Source organism: Streptomyces sp. NPDC001410 (assembly GCF_042895235.1).
Taxonomy (GTDB): domain Bacteria; phylum Actinomycetota; class Actinomycetes; order Streptomycetales; family Streptomycetaceae; genus Streptomyces.
Genome location: NZ_JBIAWE010000002.1, coordinates 222,273 through 242,097, shown reverse-complemented (window position 1 = coordinate 242,097; position 19,825 = coordinate 222,273). Strand labels below are relative to the sequence as shown.

19 protein-coding genes, 2 tRNA genes and 1 pseudogene are annotated in these 19,825 nt (G+C 70.3%); 10 read left to right on the top strand and 12 right to left on the bottom strand.

Annotation, left to right across the window (positions count from 1 at the left end):
- Nucleotides 1–101 precede the first annotated feature (101 nt).
- From ehuB to ACFY3C_RS04600, 6 genes are all read left to right on the top strand, one after another.
- On the top strand, nt 102–1,001 hold the full coding sequence (gene ehuB, locus ACFY3C_RS04625; RefSeq protein WP_386580219.1) for an ectoine/hydroxyectoine ABC transporter substrate-binding protein EhuB: 900 nt from the start codon (nt 102–104) through the stop codon (nt 999–1,001).
- 15 nt (nt 1,002–1,016) lie between these two features.
- Nucleotides 1,017–1,763: an ectoine/hydroxyectoine ABC transporter permease subunit EhuC gene (gene ehuC / locus ACFY3C_RS04620; RefSeq protein ID WP_390769681.1), complete on the top strand. Its 747-nt coding sequence runs from the start codon at nt 1,017–1,019 to the stop codon at nt 1,761–1,763.
- Nucleotides 1,760–2,404 (top strand): ectoine/hydroxyectoine ABC transporter permease subunit EhuD, encoded by a 645-nt coding sequence (ehuD, locus tag ACFY3C_RS04615; protein WP_390769680.1) that lies wholly within the window; start codon nt 1,760–1,762, stop codon nt 2,402–2,404. Before ehuC ends, ehuD begins: the two co-directional genes overlap by 4 nt.
- 52 nt (nt 2,405–2,456) lie before the next feature.
- A complete protein-coding gene (ehuA, locus tag ACFY3C_RS04610) occupies nt 2,457–3,227 on the top strand; it encodes an ectoine/hydroxyectoine ABC transporter ATP-binding protein EhuA (RefSeq protein ID WP_390769679.1) in 771 nt (256 codons plus the stop codon).
- 213 nt (nt 3,228–3,440) lie between these two features.
- Nucleotides 3,441–4,199, top strand: a complete 759-nt coding sequence (locus ACFY3C_RS04605; protein WP_390769678.1) for an IclR family transcriptional regulator — start codon at nt 3,441–3,443, stop codon at nt 4,197–4,199.
- 96 nt (nt 4,200–4,295) lie between these two features.
- Nucleotides 4,296–4,369 (top strand) — tRNA-Lys (locus ACFY3C_RS04600).
- Here ACFY3C_RS04600 and ACFY3C_RS04595 read toward each other — a convergent pair.
- The 5 genes from ACFY3C_RS04595 to ACFY3C_RS04575 all read right to left on the bottom strand — a co-directional run bounded on the left by ACFY3C_RS04595 (nt 4,335) and on the right by ACFY3C_RS04575 (nt 9,878).
- Complete coding sequence (locus ACFY3C_RS04595) at nt 4,335–5,990, bottom strand: AMP-binding protein (RefSeq protein WP_390769930.1); 1,656 nt, start codon at nt 5,988–5,990, stop codon at nt 4,335–4,337. The genes ACFY3C_RS04600 and ACFY3C_RS04595 overlap by 35 nt on opposite strands.
- 49 nt (nt 5,991–6,039) lie before the next feature.
- Nucleotides 6,040–6,507 carry a DUF3592 domain-containing protein gene (locus tag ACFY3C_RS04590; protein WP_390769677.1) on the bottom strand — a complete coding sequence of 156 codons (468 nt, stop codon included), beginning with the start codon at nt 6,505–6,507 and terminating at the stop codon, nt 6,040–6,042.
- 88 nt (nt 6,508–6,595) lie between these two features.
- The gene (locus tag ACFY3C_RS04585) at nt 6,596–7,210 is read right to left on the bottom strand and encodes a lytic polysaccharide monooxygenase (protein WP_390769676.1); all 615 of its coding nucleotides are present in this window, start codon (nt 7,208–7,210) and stop codon (nt 6,596–6,598) included.
- 121 nt (nt 7,211–7,331) lie between these two features.
- Complete coding sequence (locus tag ACFY3C_RS04580; protein WP_390769675.1) at nt 7,332–8,471, bottom strand: SPFH domain-containing protein; 1,140 nt, start codon at nt 8,469–8,471, stop codon at nt 7,332–7,334.
- A 108-nt stretch (nt 8,472–8,579) separates the two neighbouring features.
- A complete protein-coding gene (locus ACFY3C_RS04575) occupies nt 8,580–9,878 on the bottom strand; it encodes a peptidoglycan-binding protein (protein ID WP_390769674.1) in 1,299 nt (432 codons plus the stop codon).
- 185 nt (nt 9,879–10,063) lie between these two features.
- On the opposite strand from ACFY3C_RS04575, the gene ACFY3C_RS04570 reads away from it, so the two are divergent.
- The 4 genes from ACFY3C_RS04570 (at nt 10,064) to ACFY3C_RS04555 (ending at nt 15,328) form a co-directional block, all read left to right on the top strand.
- Nucleotides 10,064–10,137: transfer RNA gene (locus tag ACFY3C_RS04570), tRNA-Lys, on the top strand.
- A 171-nt stretch (nt 10,138–10,308) separates the two neighbouring features.
- Complete coding sequence (locus tag ACFY3C_RS04565; RefSeq protein WP_390769673.1) at nt 10,309–11,031, top strand: FadR/GntR family transcriptional regulator; 723 nt, start codon at nt 10,309–10,311, stop codon at nt 11,029–11,031.
- A 308-nt stretch (nt 11,032–11,339) separates the two neighbouring features.
- Nucleotides 11,340–13,394 (top strand): glycosyltransferase family 2 protein, encoded by a 2,055-nt coding sequence (locus ACFY3C_RS04560; RefSeq protein WP_390769672.1) that lies wholly within the window; start codon nt 11,340–11,342, stop codon nt 13,392–13,394.
- On the top strand, nt 13,391–15,328 hold the full coding sequence (locus ACFY3C_RS04555) for a galactose oxidase-like domain-containing protein (RefSeq protein WP_390769671.1): 1,938 nt from the start codon (nt 13,391–13,393) through the stop codon (nt 15,326–15,328). Before ACFY3C_RS04560 ends, ACFY3C_RS04555 begins: the two co-directional genes overlap by 4 nt.
- Here the strand turns inward: ACFY3C_RS04555 and ACFY3C_RS04550 are convergent, their stop codons facing one another.
- From ACFY3C_RS04550 to ACFY3C_RS04520, 7 genes and pseudogenes are all read right to left on the bottom strand, one after another.
- Nucleotides 15,329–16,354: a glycoside hydrolase family 6 protein gene (locus tag ACFY3C_RS04550; RefSeq protein ID WP_390769670.1), complete on the bottom strand. Its 1,026-nt coding sequence runs from the start codon at nt 16,352–16,354 to the stop codon at nt 15,329–15,331.
- 115 nt (nt 16,355–16,469) lie between these two features.
- Nucleotides 16,470–17,129, bottom strand: a complete 660-nt coding sequence (locus tag ACFY3C_RS04545; protein ID WP_386580244.1) for a class F sortase — start codon at nt 17,127–17,129, stop codon at nt 16,470–16,472.
- A 15-nt stretch (nt 17,130–17,144) separates the two neighbouring features.
- On the bottom strand, nt 17,145–17,690 hold the full coding sequence (locus ACFY3C_RS04540) for a hypothetical protein (protein WP_390769669.1): 546 nt from the start codon (nt 17,688–17,690) through the stop codon (nt 17,145–17,147).
- A 115-nt stretch (nt 17,691–17,805) separates the two neighbouring features.
- Nucleotides 17,806–18,585 carry an HAD-IIA family hydrolase gene (locus ACFY3C_RS04535; protein WP_389175310.1) on the bottom strand — a complete coding sequence of 260 codons (780 nt, stop codon included), beginning with the start codon at nt 18,583–18,585 and terminating at the stop codon, nt 17,806–17,808.
- 129 nt (nt 18,586–18,714) lie between these two features.
- Nucleotides 18,715–18,864 (bottom strand): hypothetical protein, encoded by a 150-nt coding sequence (locus ACFY3C_RS04530; protein ID WP_390769945.1) that lies wholly within the window; start codon nt 18,862–18,864, stop codon nt 18,715–18,717.
- Nucleotides 18,865–18,913: 49 nt separating this feature from the next.
- Nucleotides 18,914–19,099, bottom strand: a pseudogene (locus ACFY3C_RS04525) (ATP-binding cassette domain-containing protein); the annotation flags it as partial.
- Nucleotide 19,100: 1 nt separating this feature from the next.
- On the bottom strand, nt 19,101–19,823 hold the full coding sequence (locus ACFY3C_RS04520) for an HAD family hydrolase (protein WP_390769668.1): 723 nt from the start codon (nt 19,821–19,823) through the stop codon (nt 19,101–19,103).
- Nucleotides 19,824–19,825 lie beyond the last annotated feature (2 nt).

Sequence of the window (19,825 nt, the reverse complement as noted above, 5' to 3'; positions counted from 1 at the left end):
TACGCCCCCCACTCTCACCGCATAGTTCACGGAGATCGGGCAGGCGCCACCACTGGTTTACGGCCAGACCTGGCAAGGCTCTCTGTGGAGGTTGCGCGCCCATGTCCGAGTTCCCGAACCTGTCCCGCCGCGGCTTCCTCACCAGAGGCGCGGCCGTCGGTGGTCTGCTGACCGTCCCCGGGCTCCTGACCGCCTGCAGCAAGACCAGCACGGGCGACAGCGGGGCCTCGAAGCTGGCGCAGCTCAAGAAGCAGGGTTATGTGCGAGTGGCGTACGCGAACGAGGCACCCTACGGCTACGAGGAGAACGGCAAGCTCAAGGGCGAGGCGCCCACTCTGCACCAGGTGATCTTCAAGGCGCTGGGCGTCGACGAACTGCGCCCGACCTTCGCCGAGTTCGACGGCCTGATCCCCGGTCTGCAGGCCGGTAAGTACGACGTGATCAGCGCCGGCATGGCCATCATCCCGGAGCGGTGCGAGAAGGCACTGTTCTCGGAGCCGGAGTTCATCTCGCCCACCGCGATGATGGTCAAGAAGGGCAACCCGAAGAACCTGACCGATCTGGCGTCGGCGAAGAAGGCCGGAGCCACCGTCGGGGTTCTGGCGGGCGCGGTCGAGAAGAGCTACGCCACCGCCGCCGGGTTCTCCGAGGGCGACATCAAGACACTGCAGAAGCAGCAGGACGGCGCAGACGCGGTCAAGGGCGGCCGGATCGACGCCTTCGTGCTGACCGGGATATCGCTGCGCTGGCTCGCCAAGACCAACCCGCAGGTGGAGGTCACCGACTCGTTCGTCCCGGTGGTGGGCGGCAAGCAGCAGTACAGCCCGGGCGGCGCCGTCTTCCGCAAGGGCAGCGAGGAGCTGCGGGACGCCTTCGACGCGCAGCTGAAGAAGATCACCTCGGATCCGGCGCAGTATGTGAGGCTCATCGGTGAGTACGGCTTCGGCAAGGACACCATCCCGCCGGCGAACCTGAAGACCGCCGACCTGTGCAAGGCCTGACGGGGGCCACTGCCCATGGGTGACTTCTACTCCTATTTCTTCGGCCACCTGCCCCAGGTGTGGTCCGGGCTGACCGTCACGCTGGAGGCCACGGTCCTCGGTTCGGCCGTCGCCCTGACCCTGTCCTTCGTGTTCGGCTTCATGGCGAACAGCAGGCCCGTGCTCGTACGAGGGCTTTCCCGGGTCGTCGTGGAGTTCTTCCGCGGCACCTCGCTGTACGTCCAGCTGTTCTGGCTCTACTACGCGTTCCCGCTGCTGACCGGGTACCAGCTCACCCCGCTGGTCTGCGGCGTGGTGGCGTTCGGCATGAACTACGGCGCCTACGGCTCCGAAGTGGTGCGCGGCGCGCTGAACGCCGTACCGAGGGCGCAGTGGGAGGCGGCGGTCGCGCTGAACATGACGCCGGCGCAGCGCATGCGCCGGGTGATCCTGCCGCAGGCCTGGGCGCAGATGATCCCGCCGTTCACCAACCTGCTGATCCAGCTGCTGAAGTGCACCCCGCTGCTGTGGCTGATCTCCGCGGCCGACCTGACGACGGTGGTCCAGCAGATGCGTGACCGTACGGGCTCGACCACCTGGGCCTATCTGACCCTGCTGGTGATGTACTTCGTGCTCGCCTACGCGCTGACCCTGCTGATGAACGCGCTGGAGCGGCACGCCAAGACCAGGCTCGGCCAGCACCCGAGCGCCCGCAGCCTGCTGCGCAGCCGCAGCGCGCAGCCGGCGGAGCGGCCCGAGGCGACGGCGGGAGGCGCCCTGTGAACTACAGCTGGGACTGGGATGCCGTCCGCGACTCGCTGCCGCTGCTGTGGGACGGGTTTCTCACCACTCTGCTGGCCACCGTCCTCGGCACGCTGGTGGCCGCCGTGCTCGGGCTGGTCGTCGCCGTGGCGGGCCGGGCGCCGACCCGGCTGGTGACCGTTCCGGTCCGAGTGGTCACCGAGTTCGTCCGTTCGACCCCGCTGCTGGTGCAACTGGTCGGCGCCTACGCCGTCTTCAACACGGTGCAGCCGCTGACCATCGGGATCGCGGTGCTCGGGGTCCACTACGCCGCGTATCTGTCGGAGGTGTACCGGGCAGGGATCGACGGTGTGCCGAAGGGCCAGTGGGAGGCCTGCCGGGCGCTGTCGCTGCCACCGCGCCGCACCTGGCAGGCGGTGATCCTGCCGCAGGCGGTGCGCAGCGTGCTGCCCGCGCTGGGCAACTACGCCATCTCCATGTTCAAGGAGACCCCGTTCCTGGCCGTCATCACGGTCACGGAGATGGTCGCCGAGGCCCGGGAGTACGGCGCGGACCACTTCACGTACGCCGAGACGTTCACGCTCGCGGGCCTGATCTTCCTGGCGGCCAGTTATCCGACCTCGCTTCTGATGAGAAAGCTGGAGCAGCGCCTTGGCCATTGATCCCCTGGACAACCCCTTGCAGAAGCCATCCGCGCAGGACGGAACCCCGGGCATGCCCCCTGATCTGGTCCGCTTCGACCACGTGGTCAAGCGCTTCGGCGACCATGTCGTGCTGGACCGGCTGGACTTCGGCGTCCAGCGCGGCAAGCACGTGACGCTGATCGGGCCGAGCGGCTCCGGCAAGACGACCATCCTGCGGCTGCTGATGACGCTGGAGAGGGTCAGCGACGGCGTGATCTGGGTGGACGGCGAGCCGCTGTCCCATATGCGCGGCCCGGACGGCGAGCTGAGGCCGGCGAGCGAGAAGTACCTGCGCGGGGCCCGTAGGAAGATCGGGATGGTCTTCCAGCAGTTCAATCTGTTCCCGAACATGAAGGTGCTGCAGAACATCACGGAGGCGCCGGTCAACGTCCTGGGGATCGGCCGCGAGGAGGCCGAGGCGCGGGCGCGCGAGCTGCTCGACCTGGTCGGGCTCTCCGACAAGGTCGACGCGCACCCCTCGCAGCTCTCCGGCGGCCAGCAGCAGCGGGTGGCGATCGCGCGGGCGCTCGCCATGCGGCCGGAGATCCTGCTGCTGGACGAGGTGACCTCGGCGCTCGACCCCGAGCTGGTCGCGGGCGTCCTCGACCTGCTCAGGGACATCGCCCGCACCACCGACATCACGATGCTCTGCGTGACCCACGAGATGGGTTTCGCCCGGGACATCTCCGACCAAGTACTGATGTTCGACGCCGGCCGCGTGATCGAGTCGGGCCCGCCGGAGAAGATCTTCAGCGATCCGGAGCAGGACCGGACCCGGGAATTCCTCAGCGCGGTGCTGTGACTACAAGGCGTGAAGACAGGAAGAGCCGAGGTCCGGGCACTGGGTGATGACCGTGGCATATGCCAGAGGGCCTGCGTCGCAGTTGGGAGAGGGGCGGCGAGCACCACAATCTCGCCAACCCCCTCTCCCCAACAGCCCTTTGCCCGTTATCGTGGTAGCGATCCGCCGACCGGACTTAGCGGCCACAGACAGGCGAGCGCAGGGGGAAACACCGTGGCGCTGATGCACGAGCCGACCGCCCCGTACCACTCCGCCCAGGACGCGCTGCGCATACTGGAGACCGTGGCCCGTCACCCCGCAGGCGTCACCGACACCGAGCTGGCCCGCCACACCGGCCTGCTCCCCGAGCGGCTGACCGCGCTGCTGCGCATGCTGCGCCGCGAGGGCTACGTCGAGCAGATCGCCGACGGTGCGTACGTCACCGGCGACACCCTGCGCCGCCTCACCTCGACGCACGACCGCGAGCGGGCCCTGCGCGAGAAGCTCCAGCACACCCTGGACCGGCTGCGGGACTCCGTCGGTGCGGCCATCTACATGAGCCGGTACGTGGACGGCGAGGTCAGGGTCACCCAGTACGCCGCCGGGCCGGCCACCCCGGCGGTCAACGAGTGGGTCGACTTCCGCTACTCCGCGCACGCCACCGCCGCCGGCAAGAGCCTGCTCACCCAGCTGGACCACAACGCCCGCCGCGACCACCTCTCCCGGCACAAGATGGCCCGCCTCACCTCGCGCACCATCACCAGCGACAAGCTGCTGCTGTCCCGTCTGGAGTCCCAGCCGCCAACCGTGCCGGTCCTGGACCTCCAGGAGTACGCGATCGGCACGGTCTGCGCGGCCGTCCCGATCACCGCGGGCTCCTCGGTCGGCTGCCTGGCCCTGTCCCTCCCGGTGGAGCACGCACACCGGCTCCGGCAGGCCGCGGACACGCTGAACCGGAACGCGGCTCCGGTGCTGCTCTCGCTCGCGATCTAGGCCCACACGCGGTGGTCACGAGCACCCCCGAGAACCAGGTAGTATTTTCTTCGTCGCCGACCGCGGGAGTAAAAAACCGCGGAAGGCGGGAGTCATGCGCCGCTAGCTCAGTTGGTTAGAGCAGCTGACTCTTAATCAGCGGGTCCGGGGTTCGAGTCCCTGGCGGCGCACAGATGAGGGGCCCTTCGCAGAAGCGAGGGGCCCCTCGACATCTTCCCAGGTCAGCCTCCGGTACGTGTCCTCCCCAGGCGGTCGCCACCACACCGGGTCGGCACACCGGAACCCCTCGCGCCGCAGCCGCGCCCGCTCGATCTTGTTGGTGGCCGTCACGGGCATCCGCTGCACCACCCGCACGAACCGGGGCGCCATCTTCGTCCCGAGGTCGGGCTGGGCCCGCAGGAACTCCGCGAAGGACCACGGGTCGAACCGCCCGGCGACGGTCGCCATCACCTGATCCCCGGTGACCGGGTCCGGCACCCCGTACACGGCGACGGCCACCGCCCCCTCGTACCGGGCGACGATGTTCTCGATCATCGCGGCGGCCAGGTTCTCCCCGTCGACCCGGATGCGGTCGTCGGTACGGCCGGCGAAGTACAGGTACCCCTCGGCGTCCCGGTAGAAGAGATCCCCGGTCCAGTAGGCCCCGCCCCGCCGCCGCTCGGCCTCAGCCGCCGGATTGCGCCAGTACCCCTCGAAGGGGTTGGGCCCCTGGTTCACCAGCTCCCCTATCGCCTCGTCACCGTTGAGGAGCTGCCCGGCGGCGTCGAACTCGGCCACCGGGCACTCCAGCCCCGTACCCGGATCGAGCACCACCAGGCCGGGCCCCGCAGGTCCCACCGCCCCCGCCGGGGTCCCGGGCGCCCACTGGACGGCCGCCCCACCCTCGGACGAGCCGTATCCCTCGACCAGCCGCACGCCGAACCGCCGCTCGAACGCCGCCGCGTCCACCGCCCCGGCCTCCGTCCCGAAGCCCATGCGAAGGGGGTTGTCCCGGTCGTCCGGACGCGGCTCGGTGGCCAGGATGTACTGGACCGCCCGGCCGACATAGGTGAAGTACGTCGCCCGGTAGCGCCGTACGTCCGCCAGGAACCCGGACGCCGAGAACCGCCGGCGCAGCGCCACCCCGGCTCCGGCGGCCAGCGCGGGCGCCCAGTCCGCGATCACCGCGTTGCCGTGGAACATCGGCATGCAGACGTAGTGCACGTCGTCCGCACGGACCCCGAACTGCCCGACCAGCGCATACCCCGCCGCGGCCAGCCGTCCCTGGGAACAGAGGGCGGCCTTGGGCGCGCCGGTGGAGCCGGAGGTGAAGTAGAGCAGCAGCCGGTCGGAAGGTGCGGCCCGGGCGGGGTCGGGTACGGCGCCGGCGTACGGGGCGAGAAGGGTGTCGTACGCGTCGTCGTCGGTGACGAGGACGCGCACGCCGGGCAGCTCCAGCCCGGCCAGCAGCGGCAGCCGCGCCCGCTCGGTGACCAGCACCGGGCACTCGGTGTGCCGGATGTCCCGGGCCAGCTCGGCACCCCGGCGGGTGGGGTTGATCCCGGCGACGGCGGCCCCGGCGAGCGCGGCCGCCCCGAGCCACAGCGGGAACTCCTCGGTGTTGTCGAGCAGCACGCCGACGTGCGGGACGGCGCCCGGTGGCAGCAGATCGGCGAGCAGTGCCGCGCGCGCTGCGGCGCCGGCCGCCACCTCGTGGTGGGTCAGCACCCGTTCCTCGCACCACAGCCCCGGACGATGGTCACCCCATCGGGCCGCCACCAGCTCGGCGACCGTGCACATCCTGGACTCCATGGACTCCATGGAGGTGCAAGATAATTGACGGTCTGTCAGATGTGGAGAGCTACGGCATGGGCATGAAGTCGTCCGCGACCGAGAAGAACGCATGGACGCCAAGCATGAAAGCGATGCAGCCGGCGATGAAGACACCGAAGAACACCAGCAGGCAGCCCGTGCCCGCCGCGAGCTTCCCGTGCGCCGGGGGCTTGGCGGTGGCCTTCTCCGGACGGTCGGCCGCGTAGTACACGGGGACGATGTCGCCCTGGACGATCGTGGAGGGGCCGTCGCGCTCCTCGAACCGGACGGCACGGCCCTCGCGCGTCGTGAACTCGTAGACGTGGTGCAGTGTCGTGCTCACCGAGCTTTCCCCGCCACCGCTGGTCGTGGTGTACGTGTTCAGGCAGCGCGCCTCGGCCGTGAGCCCGCTCCCCCAAGCTCTGCTGATCTCACGGGAGCGCCCCAGCACCTTGTAGGCGGCGAACAGCACTCCAGCGATCATGATCGCGGGCACGATGTAGAAGAAGGCTTCCATGGGTCCCCCGGTGGTCGGTACGCCGCCCCGACGGATCGGCGTGGCGGAAACTTACCCCCACCGGGGGCCGGACTTGCTCAAGGGGGGCTCAGAACGTGACGTCCGAGCAGGCGTAGAACGCGTTGCCCGTGTCGGCGATCGTCCACACCGCGAGGATGACGTGGTGACCGCTCAGCCCGCCGGGCAGGGTGCCGCTGTGACTGAGGGTGGCCGGCGGGCGCTGGCCGTTGTACGGAACCGTCAGGAACGGGGTGGTGTTGAGGTCCGAGCGGGCCAGCGCGTGGTTCTGGTTCCAGCCCTGCTTGGTGACGTAGTACTTGAAGTCCGTCGTGGCGTGCATGGCGGTGAACTGCCAGCGGAAGGTGTACGACTGACCGCCGGTCACCTTCGTGGTGGGCCAGGCCGCACCGGACGGCGTCTTCGGCGAGCCGAGCTGGGCGAAGCGGCTCACGCCGCCGTTGCAGAGCTGGCCGTCGGCGGGTCCGGCGGCCGGGAAGCCCTTGGGGCCCTCGACGCTCTGCGGCTCCCACTGGATGTCGCCGCAGTTCGTCACGGTGCCGTTCTGGCAGAGCTTCTGCCTGCTGATGGGGAGGTCGGTGTAGCCGTGCCCGCTGGCGCCGCCGGTGGAGAGCGCGAAGGCTCCGGCGGTCACCACACCCAGCACGACTGCGGATAGCGCAGAAAATCTGGTCCTGGTACGCATGCTGCCGCTCCTGGAGAACGTGGGGGAGGTTCACTGAGCTGAGCCGTGCAGTAGGTCTAGACCAAGTCCCAGATTATTGCCGTTAGTTGGCCGTGTCTATATCAAGACGTGTCCATACCCATCACATCGGCTCCCTGCGACCCGAGCAGAACGCCACCGTCAGATCCCGTACGAGCACCTTGCGCTCGTAGTCGTCCAGTTCGACCAGACCGCGCACGGTCAGCCGGGTCACCGTGTCCTCCACCGAATCCACGACCGAGTTGAGCATGGTGGCCCGCTGCCGGGCGTCCAGCGCGGCGATGGTGCGCCGGTGCATCGCGGCGGCGACCTCTGGCGCGTACTCCACCCGGAGCGGCTGCACCGAGAACACCTCCAGGCCGACCGGCCCCGCGTCCGCCGCCACCAGCCGGGTCAGCGCCTCCCCGGCCACGGCCACCCCGCCCCGCGCCGAGCCCGGCAGGTCCACCGGCACCCGGGAGAGGGCCGCCTCCACACACTCCTGCAGATAGGTCTCGTGGTCGTCGATGCCGAGCACGGCCCGCGCGGTGTCCCGCACCCGCCACACCACCAGGACGACGACCCGCAGCGCCACCCCGTTGGCGTCCGCCGCCGGCATCGCCTCGCTGCGCCAGTGCCGCAGCCGTACGTTCACCCGCCGGCGCACCAGCAGCGGGTTCACCCAGAGCAGCCCGGTACGCCGGACCGTCCCCCGGTAGCGGCCGAACAGCCCGAGCAGCCGGGCCTGTCCGGTCCGGCCGCGGGCGAGCCCGCCGAAGCCGAGCACGCCGAGCGCACCGGCCCCGGCGTACGCCGCCCACTGCGCGGGCCCGAGACCCGTGCCCGTGCAGGCCGGCAGGCGCAGCGCCTGAGCCGCGAGCGGCGGCAGCACGCCCGCCCACCACGAGGTGGCCAGGCACCCCGCGATTCCGCCCGCCCCGGCCAGCACCCCGGCCAGGCCGGGCAGCACCCGCGCCGGACGCTCCACCAGTTCCGGGTCGACCTGCGGCACCGTCCGGCTGCGGGCCGGGGCCGGGCGCCTCAGGCGGGGCTGCTCACCGGTGGCCTGCCGGCGGCCCACGACGGCGGGCTTCAGCGGCACCGGCACCGGCTCGGGCTCGTCACGGAAGAGCAGATGGACAGGGATCTCGGTGGTCACCTCGTTCTGGATCAGCCGTGCCGGGCGGGTGGTCATGCCCCCGGTGCCCAGCGCGCTCTCCGGCTGCTCTCCGGACTCGGACGTGTGTGACGTGGTCGTACTCATGCGTGCCTCCAGCCTCCGCGCCAGATGCGTCATGACAGTGAGAAGAGTGAGAAGTGGGGGGTGGGAGTGGGATCAGGGCGGGGCGCTCACGAGCGCGGGCAGCGCCGCCTACGCGAACAGGCGGCGCCAGGTCTCCGGGCCCGGATAGCCGTCCGCCGCGCCGCCCCGCCAGCCCTGGCTGCGCTGGAACGCCTCCACGGCCCGCCGGTCCGCCTCGCCCCAGCTCGGACCGGGCCCGTCGGCGTAGAAGCTGCCGAACCCTTTCTTCACCAGCTGCTGCCCCAGCTGGGTGACGTACTCGTTCTCCGCGCCCGGACGGAAGAGGTTCCGGCCGGGATAGCCGGGCACCCCGTGCGAGGCGGGCCGGGCGGATCCGGCCGCCGCGGAGGCGATGTTCTTGCCCTGCCCGGTGACGAGCAGCTTCCAGGTGCGGGGGCCGGGCAGCCCGTCGGCGTCCTCGCCCGTCCAGCCCTGGGCCAGCTGGAACGCCCGGGTCGCCCGCCGGTCCGCCTCACCCCAGGCCGGACCCGGGCCCTCGGTGTAGAAGGAGCCTGCGCCGCGGGACACGAGCAGGCGGCCGAACTGGGTGACGTACTTGTTGTGCGCGCCGTCGCCGAAGAACCCGGCACCCGGGAAGGGCGCCGGCTTCTTGCTGTCGGCGGCCTGCTGGACGCCCGCGGTGCCGGCGGTCACGCCCTTGTAGCGGTAGGGGACGTACTTGTCGGCGTGGGTCCAGTAGGGGTACGGGGTGGGCTGGCTGCGGGCGTGCGGGGGTGTCTGCTCGTAGACCAGGTAGTTGGCGTGCGTGTGGTCCGTCCAGCCGCCGAAGAGCACGACGTGGGAGCCGCGCTCGGGGTTGTCCGGGTTGTGGAAGAGGAGCATGTCGCCGGGCTGCAGCTCCTCCTTGGTGATCTTCACCCCGAACTGGTCGAGGCTGCCGGTCCACTCGTTGGAGCCCAGACCCCAGGCCATGGAGACAAAGCCCGAGCAGTCCTGCCGGTAACCGTCGGACCAGTAGTCGTTCATGCTGTACGGCACCTCGGCGTCGACCCAGGTCCTGGCGCGGTTGATGATCTTGGTCCGGGTGGTGGCGGGGGTCGGGACGAGCGGGGGCTCGGCCGGCTTGCCGGCCCGGCCGTACAGCGGGGCCCTGGGGCCCTGTGGGGTGGCGGGCCCGCCGTCCGCCGCGGGGGCGCCGGGGCGGGGCTGGGCGTGGGGGGCGGTGACGGCGGCGGCCGCCGGCGCGGCGCCGAGGGCGGCGGACGCGGCGGCCACGACCACGACCCCTCGGGCGGCCGGGTGACGGCCGAAGCGGCCGGGCGGGCGGGGGCTCACCCGATGGCGGGCGCAGCCGGGACAGCCGCAGTCGCTCGCGGGGTCGACTTCCTCGAACGCCGGAGCGGTCATGCGATCTGCCTCACATTCAGGGTTGATTTGTCCGCGGATGTGCACGTTGATCAGTTTCACAACTGTCGCCGGAGCGCGCATGTTGACGGTCCGAATGATGTACAGACAGATATGACCGCCCTCCGGGACATCCGGGGGTGGTCCGGAGCACCCTTCCAGGTCAGGTAGAGTTCTCTTGTCAGCAGGCGCCGCTAGCTCAGTTGGTTAGAGCAGCTGACTCTTAATCAGCGGGTCCGGGGTTCGAGTCCCTGGCGGCGCACGATGACGATGGCGAGCCACGTCCGCAAATAGCGCGGACCTGGCTCGCCATCTCTGTTATTGCGCGGCTGCGCCGCGCGCAGTGGGGGCTCCGCCACCCACACCCCCAACGACAGCAGGCCCCCCGTGCGAACGGGGGGCCTGCTGCTGTATGGCCGGATACCCTCTGGCCATGGCAGCGCGTGACCTCCAGGAGCGGATCAAGAAGCTCATCATCGACCGGCGGCTGCCCTCGGGCGCTCCGCTGCCGACCGAGCCCGAGCTGATGGGGTTCCTCGGGGCGAGCCGGAACTCGGTGCGGGAGGCGCTGAAGGCGCTGCAGGCGATGGGGATCGTGGAGATCCGGCACGGGTTCGGGACCTACGTGGGCCCGATGTCGCTCGCCCCGATGATCGAGGGGCTCGCCTTCCGTACCGTCGCCGGGCACTACCGGGGCGAGGACTCCCTGCTCCAGCTGCTGGAGCTGCGCGAGGCGGTCGAGACGGGACTGGTCTCGCGGCTGGCCGGGCGGCTGCCTCGGACGGACCTCGTTGAACTGGAGGCCCTCGTGAACCGTATGGAACAGGAGGCCGCCGAGGGCTGCGGCCTCGCCGAGACCGACCGTGCATTTCACGCCACCCTCTACCGGGGCCTGAACAACGTGCTGCTGTGCGAGGTGCTGGAGGCGTTCTGGGACGCGTTCCACCGGGTCCAGCGGGATCTGATGGACGTGCCGCAGGACCCGCGGGTCACCTGCCGTCAGCACCGGGAGATCCTCGACGCGGTCCGGTCCGGCGATTCCATACGGGCGGAGGAGGCCATAAGAGATCACTTCGGCAACATCCGCGCCCGCCTCTCCCCCACCGGCGCACCCGAGCCTCCCGAGCCCCACCCGCGCCACAATGAACGGGTTTGACCGGTAAACACCGCGTTTCGCGTCTTGCGATCATGCTGAGCACCGTAGAACCCTGGTTGCTCATGAAGCCGCGGATTCGCGGCACTTGGGGGGAAAGCGGTTGCGCACCGGCGGGGAGGGGGCCCCGCTCATGAACCGGTGCCGAGTGGGGCATCAATGCAACCGGAAGGTCGCAGTCCCGTGTCTATAGGGTGAGCAAGACGTGGTGACTGTGCCTCGCCACTGAACCGCCTGTGACGGCCGAGGGGGCCCCGACCGGGCGAAGGACCGACGAACACGCGGTGACCCGCGTGTGGGGGGAATGACTCATGACGTCGACGCCGAAGGGCGCCCGGCAGAGCCACGATCAGCACAACGACCCGTCACAGACCACCCAGCTCCGTGCGATAGGGCACCGGACCGGCCAGTTCCGTCGCATCAGAAAGAGCCTGCCGAGATACGACTACGAGCACTACAGCCGACTCGCGGGCCCCCTCACTCAGCCCGACCCGGGCAAGCCCTACAAGGTGCAGTACCGTTCGCTGCTCTCGCAGGAGCCGCACCGCATACGAGCCGCGCTCATGCTGGGCGCCGCCCCGGTGCTCTCCCTGGTCCTGCTGTTCTGGCTGCTGCAGCCCGACCACTGGACCGAACGGGACTACCCGGCCTACGACTTCCTGCCGGCCCTCGACATCGTCATGCTCGTCTCGATCGGCCTGATCGAGTTCTTCCGCTGCATGAACGTGCTGTCCAACGCGCACGCCACACTGGTCGCCCGGGACCCGGTCCCGGTCGTGCCGGAGACCGGCACCCGCGTCGCCTTCCTCACCTCCTTCGTGCCCGGCAAGGAGCCGCTGGAGATGGTGACCAAGACCCTGGAGGCGGCGGTCAAGCTGCGCCACCGGGGGCTGATGCACGTGTGGCTGCTGGACGAGGGCGACGACCCGGCCGTCAAGGAGGTCTGCGCCCGGCTCGGCGTCCACCACTTCTCCCGCAAGGGCGTCGCCCGGTGGAACCAGCCCAAGGGCCCGCACCGCGCCAAGACGAAGCACGGCAACTACAACGCCTGGCTGGAGGCGCACGGCGGCGAGTACGACTTCTTCGCCTCCGTCGACACCGACCACGTACCGCTGCCCAACTACCTGGAGCGGATGCTCGGTTACTTCCGTGACCCGGACGTCGGCTTCGTCATCGGCCCGCAGGTCTACGGCAACTACGACACGTTCGTCACCAAGGCCGCCGAGTCGCAGCAGTTCCTCTTCCACGCCCTCATCCAGCGCGCCGGCAACCGCTACGGCGCCCCGATGTTCGTGGGCACCTCGAACGCCGTGCGGATCAGCGCGATCCAGCAGATCGGCGGCCTGTACGACTCGATCACCGAGGACATGGCCACCGGGTTCGAGATGCACCGCGCCAAGAACCCTGCCACGGGCCGGAAGTGGAAGTCGGTCTACACCCCGGACGTCCTCGCCGTCGGTGAGGGCCCGAACGCCTGGACGGACTTCTTCACCCAGCAGATGCGCTGGTCCCGGGGGACGTACGAGACGATCCTCAAGCAGTACTGGAAGGGCTTCTACTCGCTGCCGCCCGGCAAGCTCTTCAACTACACGATGATGATCATCTTCTACCCGATGTCCGCCCTCAACTGGATCCTGGCGGCGCTGAGTTGCGCGCTGTTCCTGGGCCTGGGCGCCTCGGGTGTGAACATCGACCCGACCGTGTGGCTGATGCTGTACGGCAACGCGTCCGCGCTGCAGATCGGCCTGTACATCTGGAACCGGCGGCACAACGTCTCCCCGCACGAGCCGGAGGGCTCCGGCGGTGTCGCGGGCATGGTGATGTCGGCGCTGTCCGCGCCGATCTACGCCCGCTCGCTGATGGACGCGGTGCTGCGCCGCAAGAGCAAGTTCGTGGTGACCCCGAAGGGCGACTCGGCCAGCCCGGACACACTGTTCGGGACCTTCCGGATCCACTGGTTCTTCATCCTGGTCTTCGGGGGTTCGCTCGCCGCGGGCTTCGCGTTCGGGCACTCCCACCCGGCGATGATCACCTGGGCGGTCTTCGCCATGCTGATCACCGCCTCGCCGATCTTCGCCTGGCGGCACGCGCTGCGGCAGGAGAAGAAGAAGCCCCGGCAGACGGCGGAGGCGGCCCCGGGCGCGGGCCCGGCCGCCGGGGCGGCCGCACCCGGGCCGGCGGCGGAGCCGCAGGACGCGGTGCCCGCGCAGTACGCGGCCTACGCGGCGCGCGGTCACACCCCGCACGCCCCGCAGCAGCGGCCCAGTTGGGCCGCCACGCCCCGCGGGCCGGGCCAGGCCCCGGCGGGGGACGACGACCAGAACATGCAGATCGCGCTCGGTGGACTTGGGGGACGTAAGGAATGAAGGACCAGGCCGGCCGCCGTCGTGCCCGTCGACTCGCGATAGGCACGGCGGTGGTACTCGCGCTGGCCGGGATGAACGGGCCGTGGCTGTACCGCTTCGGAACCGAGCAGTACCACCAGTACAAGATCAATAAGCCGGAGTACAAGGCCGCCAACGGCCACTGGGACATCGTCGAGTTCCCCGAGGAGTACCGCCAGGACACCATCCACGCGGCGCTCCTGCACACCGGCAAGGTGCTGCTGGTCGCCGGCTCGGGCAACAACCAGGACAACTTCGACAAGAAGAAGTTCGACACCCGCATCTGGGACCCGGTCAAGGGCACCATCAAGAAGGTGCCGACGCCCGCCGACCTGTTCTGCACCGGCCACACCCAGCTGGCCAACGGCAACCTGCTGATCGCGGGCGGGACGAAGCGCTACGAGAAGCTCAAGGGCGACGTCACCAAGGCCGGCGGCCTGATGGTCGTGCACAACGAGAACCCCGACAAGCCGATGACGCTGCCCGCGGGCACCAAGTTCACCGGCAAGGAGAACGGCAAGACCTTCGTCTCGAAGGACCCGGTGCTCGTACCGCGCGCGAAGAAGGTCTTCGACCCGCAGACCGGCGCGTTCCTGCGCAACGACCCCGGGCTCGGCCGTATCTACGTCGAGGCGCAGCGAAGCGGCACCAAGTACGAGACCGGCACCCAGGACAACTACCGGATCCAGGGCCTGACCGGCACCGACGCGCGCAACACGTACGGCATCGCGCAGAAGCTCGCCCTCGACAAGAAGGACTTCCAGGGCATCCGCGACGCCTACGAGTTCGACCCGGTCGCCGAGCGGTACATCAAGGTCGACCCGATGAACGAGGCCCGCTGGTACCCGACGCTCACGACCCTGTCGGACGGGAAGATCCTCAGCGTCTCCGGTCTCGACGACATCGGTCAGCTGGTCCCGGGGAAGAACGAGATCTTCGACCCCAAGACCAAGAAGTGGACGTACACGCAGAAGATCCGGATGTTCCCGACGTACCCGGCGCTGTTCCTGATGCAGAACGGGAAGATCTTCTACTCGGGTTCCAACGCGGGCTACGGACCCGACAACGTGGGCCGTGTGCCCGGCATCTGGGACGTCGACACCAACAAGTTCACCAAGCTGCCCGGGCTCGGCGACCCCAACATGATGGAGACGTCCGGGACGGTGCTGCTCCCTCCGGCCCAGGACGAGAAGTTCATGGTGATCGGCGGGGGCGGGGTCGGCGAGTCCAAGCTGTCCAGCAGGAAGACGCGGCTCATCGACCTGAAGGCGAAGAATCCGCACTTCGTCGACGGGCCCCAACTGGAGAAGGGCACCCGGTATCCGCAGACCTCGATCCTGCCCGACGACACCCTGCTGGTGTCCGGGGGTTCGGAGGACTACCGGGGGCGCAGCGACTCCAACATCCGTCAGGCCCGGCTGTACCACCCGGACAGCAACAGCTTCACCCGGGTCGCCGATCCGCTGGTCGGGCGGAACTACCACTCCGGGTCGATCCTGCTGCCCGACGGGCGGGTGATGTTCTTCGGGTCCGACTCGCTGTACGCGGACAAGGCGAACACCAAGCCGGGGAAGTTCGAGCAGCGCATCGAGATCTACACGCCTCCCTACCTGTACCGGGACTCCCGGCCGTCGCTCAGCGGAGGACCGCGGACGATCGCCCGGGGTGCTTCGGGGACGTTCACCTCGAAGCACGCCTCCAGCATCAAGAAGGTGCGGCTGATCCGGCCGAGCGCCTCGACCCACGTGACCGACGTGGATCAGCGGTCGATCGCCCTCGACTTCAAGACCGCCGGCGACAAGGTCACGGTCACCGTCCCGAAGAGCCGGAACCTGGTGCAGTCCGGCTGGTACATGCTGTTCGTGGACGACGACCAGGGGACGCCGTCCAAGGCGCAGTGGGTCAGGGTGCCGTAGCTACTTGCTGTTCGTGGCCAGGGCGAGTGCGTAACTCGCCCACCACTGGCCCGCCTTCGGGCCGCCCTTGCAGGTGCCGTCCGACTCTCCTGGACGCTTGACCCACAGGTAGGCGTCCACGAGAGGGTCCGCCGTCTTCGTCGTCGGCGTCTCGCCCAGGGCCCGTCCGGGCGGGTTGCACCACTTCTGGGCCGGATCGCCCTTCGTGTAGGGGCCGTTGCCGTTGCGGCTGGTGTCGACGACGAAGTGCTTGCCGCCCACCTTGGCGGAGAGCTGCTTGCCGTAGGAGATGGAGTCCTCGGTGGAGTAGAAGTTGGAGACGTTGACGGCGAAGCCGTCGGCCTGGTCGATGCCGGCCTGCTGGAGGGGCTGGAAGATCTGGTCGGGGTGACCCCAGCCGGCGTTTCCCGCATCCAGGTAGACCTTGGTGTTCTTCAGGGACTTGAGCTTGGCGACGGCGCCCTTGAGGAGGTCGTAGCGCTCCTCGTGGAACTCGTCCGGGGTGCAGCCGTCGACGAGGTGGAGCACGGCGTCGGGTTCGAGGATGACGGTGGCGGGGCGGTCCCCGATGCCCCGGGCGACGCCGTCGATCCAGGCGCGGTAGGCGTTGCCGTCGGCCGCGCCGCCCTGGGAGTACTGGCCGCAGTCGCGGTGCGGGATGTCGTACAGCACGAGCAGGGCCGTGCGGTCGGACTTCTCGGCGGCCTCGGTGAAGCCGCGGGCCTCCCGCTCCGGGTTCTCCGGGCCGATCCACTCCCCCACCGGCTGCTCGGCGATCTTGCGGATCTGCGTGGCCTCGGTCTTCTTGCCGGCCTTCTCGTAGGCGGCGAGCTGGCGGGCCGCGGTGCCGTCCGGGTTCACCCAGAACGGGTCGGCGGCCTTGGGCTGTTGAGTGATCCCGGCGCCCGCGTCGGCCGCCTTGTCCCCGTCCGAGGAGGAGCACCCGGCGAGCAGCAGTGCCGCCCCCAGCACCGCCGCGGACGCCCGTGCCCGCGCCGAAGAGCGGGCCCCCCTGGTGTCATACATGCGTTTCCCCCCTGAGCACATCCCTGAGCGCATCGTTCCGGCCCGGTCGGCCGAGTACCAATCGTGGCATACCGGCCGTGCCGGTCACGAGGTCGCGCGGGGGGTGTCAGCGGTGTCACGGACCGGTGCCCGTGAGGTACGCGGAGACCACCACGTTGGCCGTGTAGCTGTGGCTGGTCCGGTCGAAGGTGCCACCGCAGGTGATCAGACGGAGTTCGGCGCGGCCCGGCTGGTGGGGGCCGTAGGCCTGCCGGGCGTCGAAGTCGTCGCGGGCCAGGACGCGGATGCCGTCGATGGTGAAGTGGGCGACCTTGCCGTCCGAGCGGACCACCCGGACCGTCTCGCCCGGCTTCAGGGTGCTGAGCTTGTAGAAGACGGCGGGCCGGGTCTCGGTGTCGACGTGACCCACCATCAGCGCGGCGCCCGCCGCGCCGGGCGCGGTCCCGGCGCCGTACCAGCCGACCACTCCCGGCCGGTCGAACGGCGGCGGGTCGACGGCGCCCCGGCTGTCCAGGCCGCGGGCCGTCACCGGGGCCTGCACGCCCAGTTGGGGGATGTCGATGCGCTGCGGGGTCGCGGCGCCGAGCGGCTTCGCCGCGGGCGGCAGCCGGACCGCGTCGGCGCCGAGCCCGGCCACGTCACCCGGGCCGGACGGGCTCTCGGGTACGTCGGTCACGCCCCGGCCCCACAGCCACAGCCCGAGCAGCAGGAGCGTCCAGGCCAGGAGGGTGATCAGGCGCGCGGCGCCGGTGCTGGGCCCGGGTTCGTCGGACATGGCCGGGGTACGCCCTCAGTCCGTGCCGCGGCTCCGGCGGGCCCTGAGCAGCCCGACGGCGGCCGCGGCGACCCCGGCGAGGGCCAGGCCGGTCACCGCCTGGCCGGCGTCGGGGGCGGACCCGCTGGTGGCCACCGTGGCGAAGTGTGCGCTGCCGCCGCCACCCGCCTGGACGGGGGCGATGGGCGAGGCGGCGGTGTCGGACGGCTCCTTGCCCTGGCCCGAGGACGCCTGGACGACGGTGATGCTGCCGGTGACGACCGTCCCGGAACAGCTGATCCGCACCTGGTAGGCGCCCGGTACGAGCGAGGTGCGGATGCGGGTCTGCCCGGCCAGTGCGCCCTGGCTGCCGGTGAGCCGTGCGTCGGAGACGAAGGCGTCGGAGACGGCGGTGCCCTGGGCTCCGGTGCAGCCCCGCACCCGCAGGGACACGTCACCGCCCGGGGCCGGGGAGGCCGGGGTCACCGTGACGCCGGGGCCGCCGTCGGCCGCGTACGCCGCCGGGGTCAGGGCGGTGACGGCCAGGAATGCTGTACAGAGAGTGAGACGTGCTGAGCCCATCGTGAACCTCCAGATAGTGGGAGGCTCCCCCGTACGGCGCGCCTCCGCATCCCAGGGAGGCGCGCGGCTGCTCCATACGGGTGGTACGAGGTACGGGCCAGGTTTGAACGCCCGCTCAGATGAGGTCGACGAGGTCCGCGATGGAGTCGACGACCTGGGAGGGGCGGAAGGGGTGGCGGTCGACGTCACCGGGCTGGGTGACGCCGGTCAGCACCAGGAAGGTGCGCATCCCGGCCTCCAGGCCCGCGAGGACGTCGGTGTCCATGCGGTCGCCGATCATCGCGGAGTTCTCGGAGTGGGCGCCGATCGCGTTGAGCCCGGCCCGCATCATCAGCGGGTTGGGCTTGCCGACGAAGTACGGCTGCTTGCCGGTCGCGGCGGTGATCAGCGCGGCGACCGAGCCCGTGGCGGGCAGGTCGCCCTCGGTGGAGGGGCCGACGTTGTCGGGGTTGGTGGCGATGAACCGGGCGCCGCCGTTGATCAGGCGTACGGCCTTGGTCAGGGCCTCGAAGGAGTAGGTGCGGGTCTCGCCGAGGATCACGAAGTCGGGGTCGTGGTCGGTGAGGATGTAGCCGATGTCGTGCAGTGCGGTGGTCAGGCCCGCCTCGCCGATGACGTAGGCGCTGCCGCCGGGCCGCTGGTCGTCCAGGAACTGGGCGGTGGCCAGGGCGGAGGTCCAGATGTTCTCCACCGGCACGTCCAGGCCCATCCGGCGCAGCCGGGCGTGCAGGTCCCGGGCGGTGTAGATGGAGTTGTTGGTGAGCACCAGGAAGGGCCGCCCGGAGTCGCGCAGCTTCTTCAGGAAGGCTTCGGCGCCGGGGATCGGGACGCCCTCGTGGATCAGGACGCCGTCCATGTCGGTGAGCCACGACTCGATGGGCTTGCGGTCTGCCATGTGCTTGCGTCTCCTGCGTGCGTACGGTCAAGAAGCGGGGGCGCCGGAACCACGGCGTACCGACGCCCCCCAGCCTAATGAGGAAGGCCTGATCCTGACCCTGGTCAGGACCGACTCATCACCGACTGATCACTGGCCGATCCGTACGCCGTCGATCACCCAGTACCAGTTGTTTCCTCCGGTGTAGCGGAAGCGGACCCGGACCGAGCGGGCCCCGGGTGGGACCTGGAGCGGGACGGTCTCGGTGCGGGAGGGGACGTCGGCGGTGTAGGTGCGCACGGAGACGGGGACCGCGCCGTCGTAGGAGACGAGGACCTCGCCCTTCCGCCCCGAGGAACACCCGCCCGGAGGCGGGCCGTACGAACCCGGCGACCGCCCGCAGCGCGGTGGTCTTGCCGGAGCCGGACGGCCCGAGCAGCGCCATGACCTCGCCGGGCTCGACGGTCAGGTCGAGTGAGTCGAGGACGACGTTGCCGTCGTAGGCGACCGTGACGGAGTCGAAGCGGATGCCCATCTCACCGGGCTCCCGTGAGCAGCGCGGGCAGGGCGGCGACGGAGTCGAGGACGTGGGTGGCGCCGGCGGCCCGGAACTCGGCGTCCCCGTGGGCCCCGGTGCGCACGCCCGCGATCAGGCCCGCCCCGGCCCGTACGCCGCTCAGCACGTCGTAGGAGGTGTCGCCGGCCACGGCGACCTGCCGGACGTCCTCCGCGGCCTTGGTCCGCACGAAGGCCTCCAGGACCATGTCCGGGAAGGGCCGTCCGCGCCCGCCCGCGTCGGCCGGGCAGAGGGTGAGCGGGACGAGGTCCTGCCAGCCGAGGGCGGCCAGGACGGCGTCCTGGGTGACGCGGGCGAAACCGGTCGTCAGGACGACGGTACGGCCGCTGCCGGCGAGTTCCTCGATCACCTCGCGGGCGCCGGGGACCGGGGCGATCAGGCCCGCGTCGACGAGGTCGCCGTACGCCTTCTCGAAGGCGGTGTTGGCGCGCTGGGCGAGGCTCTCGTCCCCGAACAGGTGCCGGAAGACGGAGATCTTGGACTCGCCCATGGTGGCGCGGACGTAGTCCAGCTTCTCGGCGTGGTCGGCGGAGCCGGGCTCGACGCCCAGTTCGGCGGCGGCCGCCGCGAAGGCGCGCTCGACCAGGCCGCCGTCGGCGACGGTGGTGCCGGCCATGTCGAGGACGACGAGGCGGATGTCGCGGGCGCCGGTGGTCGTGTCTGCGGTCATGTCGGTGGTCATGT

Coding starts and splice junctions, on each gene's coding strand:
- ACFY3C_RS04535 (WP_389175310.1), bottom strand. CDS start 18,585: ATGGCAGACCGCAAGCCCATCGAGTCGTGGCTCACCGACATGGACGGC.
- ACFY3C_RS04520 (WP_390769668.1), bottom strand. CDS start 19,823: ATGACCACCGACATGACCGCAGACACGACCACCGGCGCCCGCGACATC.
- ACFY3C_RS04555 (WP_390769671.1), top strand. CDS start 13,391: ATGAAGGACCAGGCCGGCCGCCGTCGTGCCCGTCGACTCGCGATAGGC.
- ehuC (WP_390769681.1), top strand. CDS start 1,017: ATGGGTGACTTCTACTCCTATTTCTTCGGCCACCTGCCCCAGGTGTGG.
- ehuA (WP_390769679.1), top strand. CDS start 2,457: ATGCCCCCTGATCTGGTCCGCTTCGACCACGTGGTCAAGCGCTTCGGC.
- ACFY3C_RS04565 (WP_390769673.1), top strand. CDS start 10,309: ATGGCAGCGCGTGACCTCCAGGAGCGGATCAAGAAGCTCATCATCGAC.
- ACFY3C_RS04545 (WP_386580244.1), bottom strand. CDS start 17,129: ATGTCCGACGAACCCGGGCCCAGCACCGGCGCCGCGCGCCTGATCACC.
- ACFY3C_RS04595 (WP_390769930.1), bottom strand. CDS start 5,990: ATGGAGTCCAGGATGTGCACGGTCGCCGAGCTGGTGGCGGCCCGATGG.
- ACFY3C_RS04560 (WP_390769672.1), top strand. CDS start 11,340: ATGACGTCGACGCCGAAGGGCGCCCGGCAGAGCCACGATCAGCACAAC.
- ACFY3C_RS04540 (WP_390769669.1), bottom strand. CDS start 17,690: ATGGGCTCAGCACGTCTCACTCTCTGTACAGCATTCCTGGCCGTCACC.
- ACFY3C_RS04590 (WP_390769677.1), bottom strand. CDS start 6,507: ATGGAAGCCTTCTTCTACATCGTGCCCGCGATCATGATCGCTGGAGTG.
- ACFY3C_RS04580 (WP_390769675.1), bottom strand. CDS start 8,471: ATGAGTACGACCACGTCACACACGTCCGAGTCCGGAGAGCAGCCGGAG.
- ACFY3C_RS04575 (WP_390769674.1), bottom strand. CDS start 9,878: ATGACCGCTCCGGCGTTCGAGGAAGTCGACCCCGCGAGCGACTGCGGC.
- ACFY3C_RS04585 (WP_390769676.1), bottom strand. CDS start 7,210: ATGCGTACCAGGACCAGATTTTCTGCGCTATCCGCAGTCGTGCTGGGT.
- ehuB (WP_386580219.1), top strand. CDS start 102: ATGTCCGAGTTCCCGAACCTGTCCCGCCGCGGCTTCCTCACCAGAGGC.
- ACFY3C_RS04550 (WP_390769670.1), bottom strand. CDS start 16,354: ATGTATGACACCAGGGGGGCCCGCTCTTCGGCGCGGGCACGGGCGTCC.